At 64.0% G+C, this 6,449-nt stretch carries 6 protein-coding genes; 3 read left to right on the plus strand and 3 right to left on the minus strand.

Features of this window, described 5'->3' with window-relative positions; all coding sequences use genetic code 11:
* Positions 1-861 (plus strand): serine hydrolase (locus H5U38_09865; protein MBC7187327.1); only part of this gene is annotated, 861 nt, incomplete at its 5' end.
* A gap of 52 nt (positions 862-913) precedes the next feature.
* Here H5U38_09865 and H5U38_09870 read toward each other — a convergent pair.
* The 3 genes from H5U38_09870 to rlmN are packed head-to-tail and all read right to left on the minus strand — an operon-like array spanning position 914 to position 4,887.
* On the minus strand, positions 914-1,990 hold the full coding sequence (locus H5U38_09870) for an alpha/beta hydrolase (GenBank protein ID MBC7187328.1): 1,077 nt from the start codon (positions 1,988-1,990) through the stop codon (positions 914-916).
* A gap of 12 nt (positions 1,991-2,002) precedes the next feature.
* Complete coding sequence (locus H5U38_09875) at positions 2,003-3,838, minus strand: hypothetical protein (GenBank protein ID MBC7187329.1); 1,836 nt, start codon at positions 3,836-3,838, stop codon at positions 2,003-2,005.
* Positions 3,838-4,887 carry a 23S rRNA (adenine(2503)-C(2))-methyltransferase RlmN gene (rlmN, locus tag H5U38_09880; GenBank protein ID MBC7187330.1) on the minus strand — a complete coding sequence of 350 codons (1,050 nt, stop codon included), beginning with the start codon at positions 4,885-4,887 and terminating at the stop codon, positions 3,838-3,840. Before rlmN ends, H5U38_09875 begins: the two co-directional genes overlap by 1 nt.
* A 139-nt stretch (positions 4,888-5,026) precedes the next feature.
* Between rlmN and H5U38_09885 the strand changes: the two genes are divergently transcribed.
* Positions 5,027-6,031 carry a MoxR family ATPase gene (locus H5U38_09885; protein ID MBC7187331.1) on the plus strand — a complete coding sequence of 335 codons (1,005 nt, stop codon included), beginning with the start codon at positions 5,027-5,029 and terminating at the stop codon, positions 6,029-6,031.
* A 5-nt stretch (positions 6,032-6,036) separates the two neighbouring features.
* A partial coding sequence (locus H5U38_09890; GenBank protein MBC7187332.1) for a DUF58 domain-containing protein occupies positions 6,037-6,449 on the plus strand: 413 nt, incomplete at its 3' end.

The following is a 6,449-nucleotide window of genomic DNA, read 5'->3' on the forward strand; positions in this document are numbered from 1 at the left end:
ACTGGCTATGTGCTTCCCTCGTGGAAGGAAGGGCAATTGGCGCACGGCTACCGCGGCGCCCGCGATTGGGGAACTCTGCGCGGCCATCCTTGGGCAAGCGACGGGCCCTACTGGCACCTGCGCGCCAACGGCGGTATCCTTTCCACGGTCACCGACCTCTACAAGTGGCACCTGGCCCTCGAGGGGGGCCGCATTCTGCCCGACAGCCTGCGCGCGCTTCTCTCCCACCCTTTCGTGCGCGAAGGCCCTGATGCAGACTCCTTCTACGGCTACGGCTGGTCGATTTCCACAACCCCCAGGGGAACGCGGCTCGTAGGCCACAACGGCGGCAACGGCATCTTCTCGGCCGACTTTTTGCGTTTTCTCGACGAGGGCGTGGTCATCATCTGTCTGGCGAACGTGGCTGGCAAACCGGCTTGGCAAGTGAGCCAGACGGTCGCGCGCATCCTGTTTGGCGAAGCATATGAGCTCCCCCCGGAGAAGACCGAACTCCTCGATCCTGCCACGCTGGCCAGCTCCCCTATGGGGGCCCATGTCATGGCGCTCCTGGAAATCTTGGCACAGGGAGATAGCAGCGCAGCCGCCGAAAACCTGGGTGCGCATTTCGCTGAATCCTACCGCCAGCCAGAGAAGCGACAACGCCTCTTGGCCTTCGTGCAGCGCGTCGGGAGCAGGCAGGCGCCTTTACGCCTTGTCAGAGCGGAAAGGGTCGGTCCCACCACCATCGAGCTCACCGCCAAGTCCGAAAGGACGGGGGATTGGTGGTTGCTGACCGTGGATTTCGAGGAGCAGGAGCCACACCGCATCGCCGGCATCCGCATGCAGGACACGGTCCCCCCCGAAGGCCAAGAGGAACAGTAGGGCGAGCGTCCGCGGGGGCGCGCCGCCCGCTCATCGCTCCTGGAACATGGGCTCAGGGATGCTGAGCTAAGAACTCGGTCACTACCGCAGCAAAATCCTCAGGCGCGTCGGCAAAGAGAAAGTGGCCAGCCTGCGGCATGGTACGCAGCTCGGCGTGAGGGAGCACTTGGGCATACATGGCGCTGGCCGCCTCCGGCTGGATGTCCATTCCCCCATGGAGGATGAGCGCCGGTGCGCTGACCCGCTGCAGAGCAGTCCGGTAGTCGTGCTTCTTGCCCATGCTGAGGTACATCGCCTGCACCATCCAGCCGCCGTTGCCGTGGAAGCGAAGCGTGGTGGGCACCGGCATGCCCTTCGCCTTCGCGGCAGCAAGGTAGAACCTGGTGAAACGGGAGTTCAGGCCGATCATCTCCCCCTCGCTCCGCGCAAAGAGCCCTTTGAAGTCGAGATACTCCTTGAGGAAAGCAGCATAGTCGCTCTTGAGCTCTGCTGGGAGGAGCGCGCCCACCTCATTCAGGAGGTTCCCTTCGCCGGGGAAGACGAGGAGCTGCGCTGGGGCAATCAACACTAATGCGCGCACGTGTTCGGGGAACTCCGCCGCGTACAGGGTGGCGAGAAACGCGCCAAATGAGTGCCCGACCAGGATCAACCGATCCACGCCCAGGATGCGACGGATACGCTCGATGTCGGCCACCTGGGCGCCAATGCCGAGGGCCCGGTCCAGGTTCAGCATGTTGCGATAGAAACTCTTTTCGGACAGCCTATCCACCGGCCGGGTGGAGTTGCCACAGCCGCGCTGGTGGTAGTAGATGACGCGATACTGCGCCGCCAGCTGATGCAGACCAGGCGGAGGCCCGAGGTAGGGGTAGCCAGGGCCACCGTGCAGCACCAAGACCTCTGGGCCAGACCCTTCTTCGAAGTAGAATAGCTTCACGTTCGGCTCAACCAGCCAGAGGTTGGCGCCCGCCGTTTGCGGCGGCGGAGCCAGCGGCGCCCGCAGATTCTTCGCCGCCCGCACCATTCCTGGTCGGTACAAGGGCTTTCCAGCGGAAACGACAAAGAGCACGCCCACGACCACCACTAGTACTAGCACCACCGCCAGCAGCACCAATAGCACTCTCTTGACCACAGTTCCTCCTCCTCAGTCGACAAAGCTCCAGTTCACGCCCCAGGTGAAAAAGCGCGTGGGCATGGGGTATCCCCAGGTGGTCTGGTACACGAGCCCGAGCAGATTTTCCATCCTCACCCAGACGACGGCGTTGCGCATGATCCGCGCCGTCGCCTCGGCGCCAGGGACGGCCAACGGTGACAGCCTGTGCTCGATGTTCGCGTCATAGCGGTCGCCGAGGAGCTGGCAGAAGAGCTGCGCAGTGAGCTCGAGGTCCGAATTGAACAAGGAAAGCCCATAGCCTGCGGTGAGCCAGCCGTGCCAACTCGGCAGTTCCGCCAGGCGCTGGTCCCCGAGGAGGGGCGTCTGCGCCACGACCCAACAACGCAGGAAGGAGCGCTTCACTGGCTCCGCCGAGAAGCTCGCCGTCAGTCCGGCCAGGCGATGGCTTCCGGCAGCTTGCGTGAAGAAGAGCGAATCCCCTGAGGCTCCCAGATGCTGGACTACCTCCCTTGCACCGTGTCGCACAAAGCCGCCGACGTAGAACGCGGAGTGAGCGCCCTGGGAGGACAGGCCTGCCATCACTCTGTGCACTGCCCACGGGCGGAGGCCTCGATCGCCCCATACCCGCTCCTGACCGTATCGCTCGGCAAAGCTGGGAAAGAAGACCTCGCGGCTGCCGTGCACCTCCACCCAGGAGTTCGCACGAAGGCGCCGGACCACCTGGAGAGATGGGGCAAGGAACAAATGCGTATCCTGGCGCACCAGGCCATCGCAAAGAAACTGGAGGTGCCAGGACTTGCCGGGTTCGGTGCGCAAGCCGCAGCGCAGGCTCGCCTCCACGTCCGTGTGGGTGCCCATCACCTCGCTCTCCACCTGGGCGTAGCGCACGGAGGCGCCCACGAGGCCGGCAGCCTTCTGCCCGCCCACGCTGGCCGAAGAGGCCAAACTGAGGACGTGACTCTCCTCCATCCACCGCAGGCGTAATGGGTAATCGTGAAACTCGCGCCGCAGGTCCGTGTGCGTGACGTTTGCCTGCACGTGGACGGGGCGCCCCAGGGTGCCGCACAGCGTGAGGGCGTGGTCCAGCCTGCGGTCCTTGCGCACCGGGTAGGCCGCCAGGCGCAAGGCAAGTTGTCGGGGGTCTGGCGTCTCCTCCGTCTCTGTCTTGGTGAGGAGGGCGACGTAGGTGGCCGACCAGTTGTCGGTAAGGGCTGCGCTTGCCGTTGCCCTGATCCTCTGCGCATCATGCTCCTGGCGCAGGGCAAAGCCCTCGAAGCCGGCGAGCAGGGCACCCGCCAGGACGTCCGCCTTGGGGCTCACCTTCATGCCCAGGGCGACGTCCACGGCGCGCACGCCCCAGTCGCCATTCTCATAGCCGACATGCGAGAGCGGCCGCTGTCCGGTATGACGGTTCGCTGAGCAGGAAAGCGCTGCCCCTGCCGCGCCGCGCGGCGTTCCCCACGTGGCAGCCGTGGTCTCCAGGTGAATCGCCGACAGCCAGTACGTGGGAAGCATGTGCACGTCAACCGTGCTGGAGATCGGGTCGCGGAGGTCCAATCCCTCAACGAAGAGGCCTGTCTCTCGCGGCGTACTCCCCAGCGCGGAGAAGGCCAGCCACTGACCAGGTGCCCCTCTGACGTGGAGAAACACGAAAGGCAAGCCGACCAGTACCGGCGCAGGCCTGGGGCCCAAAAGCGCCGCCCCGTCGAGCCCGGGCAGTTGCCGCGGAGGCAGGCTGTCGGGTGAAGTCACGGCCCCTGCGGCCACAGGCTGCGCTCGAAGATCCTCCGGCCAGCCCAGCAGCAGGAGCACTGCCACGAGAGCGAACAACGAAGCGGCCCATGCGCGAGCTTGGTCGCGGCTCATCAGGCGTGCTCCCCCTTTCGCGAAGTGGCAAGCTGGCCGCACGCCGCCTGGATGTCATCCCCCTTGCTCCAGCGCACAATGACCGGCGCCTTCAAGGGCGCTAACCCCTGCCGAAACGCCTCAATGCGCTCGGCGGTCGGTCGGCGGAAATGGTCGTCCGTGGGATTGTAGGGGATGAGGTTCACTTTGCATGGCACCTGCTTCAGCAACTCGCGCAACCGCCTGGCGTCCTCTGGCGAGTCGTTCACCCCTGCCAGCAGCACATACTCGAAGGTCGGCCTGCGGCCGGAGCGGCGGAAGTAGAAAATCACGGCGTTGAGGAGTTCCTGCAGTGGGTAGCGCTCTGCTACCGGCATGAGCGCCCGGCGCTGTTCGTCAGTGGTGGCGTTCAGGGAAATGGCCAGTTTGAAGCGGTGTCCCTCCTCTGCCAGCCTCATGATGCCGGGCACCCAGCCAGCGGTGGAGATGACGATGCGTCGATGGCCGATGGCCAAGCCGCGCTCGTGGCGCACAAGCTCACAGGCGGCGATCACGTTTTCATAGTTGAGCAGCGGCTCGCCCATGCCCATCAGCACCAGGTTGCTCACCTCCTCCCCCACCTCGCGCTCCACGAGCAGCACCTGGTCCACAATCTCCCCTGCCGACAGGTTGCGGCGAAAGCCCATGCGCCCGGTGGCGCAGAATCGGCAGCCCAAGGCACAGCCCACCTGTGTGGAGACACAGAGCGTGTGGCGCTCCGCCTCGCGAATGTACACGCTTTCGATGCGCTCGCCATCGCCGAGTTCAAACAGGAACTTGCGCGTGCCTCCGTCTCGCGAGGACACCACCGCCACAACCCTCAGGAGGCCAATTTCGGCCACTTCGGCCAGCCGCAGCCGCAAGGGCTTGGAGATGTCGGTCATCTCGGCAAAGTCGCGCGCCCGCTTGTTGTAGAGCCAAGCGAACAGTTGCCGCCCGCGGAAAGGCTTCTCGCCCATGCTGCAGGCAAACTGCTCCAGCTCCTCCATGCTCATGCCGACGAGTTGTCTCTTGCCCGGCTCGGTCTCCATCCGCAGTTCCTCTCAGCCCTGCAATGGCTCATGGGCAAATTTACGCAAATGCCGCGCCCCGCGCAAGGAAAAACGTTGACAATTCCGGCGAAAAATGATAACTTAATCCAGCGCTATGACGACACGCGAAGGAGAACCCATGGCCCCTGCGCAACCCCAAAAACGCGACTTGGAGATTGTGGAGCAGCTCAAGGAAGCGCACGACCGCATCACTACTGAAATCGGCAAGGTCATTGTCGGTCAGCGGCAGGTCATCGACGAGCTGCTGATTTCGTTGCTCTCGCGCGGGCACTGCCTGCTCATCGGGGTGCCTGGCTTAGCCAAGACGTTGCTCATCAGCACGCTGGCGCGGGTGCTGAACTTGTCCTTCTCGCGCATCCAGTTCACCCCAGACCTGATGCCCTCCGACATCACAGGTACCGAAGTGATTGAGGAGGACGTGAGCACGGGGCGGAAGACCTTCAAGTTTGTACGCGGACCGGTATTTGCCAATATCGTACTTGCCGATGAGGTGAACCGGACGCCGCCCAAGACGCAGGCGGCCTTGTTGCAAGCCATGCAGGAGCATGAGGTGTCGGTGGCCGGGCAGACCTACAAGCTGGACGAGCCTTTCTTCGTGCTCGCCACCCAAAACCCCATCGAGCAAGAGGGCACCTACCCTCTGCCCGAGGCGCAGCTTGACCGCTTCATGTTCAGCCTGTGGGTCGATTATCCGGCCGCCGAGGAGGAGGAGCAGATCGTGCGCTCCACCACCAGCGCCTACACCGCGGAGCTGCATAAGGTTCTGGACGCTCAGGAAATTGTCGCGTTGCAGGACTTGGTGCGGCGTGTGCCGGTCGCCGATGCGGTCATTCACTACGCGGTGGAGCTAGTGCGCAAAACTCGCCCCAACCACGACGGTGCGCCGCAGTTCATCCGCGACTGGATAAGTTGGGGAGCAGGACCGCGTGCCTCCCAATACCTCATCCTCGGCGCGAAGACGCGCGCCATCCTGGACGGTCGGCCAACCCCGGACATTGCCGACGTGCGGGCGGTGACTTTGCCCGTGCTGCGCCACCGCCTGGTGACCAATTTCAACGCCGAGGCAGATGGCGTGGGCACTGAGGAGATTGTCCGCCGGCTTCTGGACTCTACCGGAGCATGACCACGATGCCGCGCGCGGCGCAAGACTACCGCCGGTTCCTGCAGCCAGAGGTGGTGTCCAAGCTGGCGTCGATGGACTTGCGCGCCCGCCTGGTGGTGGAAGGCTTTATCGCCGGCTTACACCGCAGCCCATATCACGGTTTCAGCGTGGAGTTCGCCGAGTACCGCCAGTACATGCCCGGCGACGAAGTCAAGCACATCGACTGGAAAGTCTACGGCCGCACTGACCGCTTCTACGTCAAAGAATTCGAAGAAGAGACCAACCTCAAGTGCTATCTGCTGCTGGACGCCTCTGGCTCAATGGGCTATGCTTCGGGGCCGCTCACCAAGCTGCAATACGCCAGCTACCTGGCTGCGGCCCTCACCTATCTGATGCTCCAGCAGCGGGACGCCGTGGGGTTGGTGACTTTTGACCAGAA

The sequence above is a fragment of the Calditrichota bacterium genome, from assembly GCA_014359355.1.
Lineage (GTDB): Bacteria > Zhuqueibacterota > Zhuqueibacteria > JANLFK01 > Oleimicrobiaceae > Oleimicrobium.

Excerpts from the sequence above, each read along its gene's own strand:
- H5U38_09875 (MBC7187329.1), bottom strand. The coding sequence starts at position 3,838 with ATGAGCCGCGACCAAGCTCGCGCATGGGCCGCTTCGTTGTTCGCTCTC.
- H5U38_09885 (MBC7187331.1), top strand. The coding sequence starts at position 5,027 with ATGGCCCCTGCGCAACCCCAAAAACGCGACTTGGAGATTGTGGAGCAG.
- rlmN (MBC7187330.1), bottom strand. The coding sequence starts at position 4,887 with ATGGAGACCGAGCCGGGCAAGAGACAACTCGTCGGCATGAGCATGGAG.